1 protein-coding gene is annotated in these 251 nt (G+C 61.8%); it reads left to right on the forward strand.

What is annotated here, in order from left to right:
* The coding region (locus SB756_RS33175; protein ID WP_410913648.1) for a hypothetical protein at positions 1 to 251 on the forward strand (251 nt) is incomplete at both ends.

Consider the following 251-nt stretch of genomic DNA (forward strand, 5'->3'; position numbering starts at 1 on the left):
GTCAATGTGCCACAAACCCGGCTCAGCACCGACGGCCACGCCTGGCCCGCCGGTCACTTCTCTCTGTTATGGCGTCCTGAAGATAAGCAGATGCTGGGACCGGATGGTCAGCCGGAAGTGCGCGTTCGCGCCACACAGCTGGTGCTGAGTCATATTGCGCCTATCGTTCCGCTGTTTGCGCCGCTCTCTCCGGCACTGTTTGAAAACTGGCAGACGCTGCAGCCACAGGGCACCATCGATGGCCTGGCGCT

The organism is Pseudomonas sp. SIMBA_068, assembly GCF_046534705.1.
GTDB classification, from domain to species: Bacteria; Pseudomonadota; Gammaproteobacteria; order Pseudomonadales; family Pseudomonadaceae; genus Aquipseudomonas; species Aquipseudomonas putida.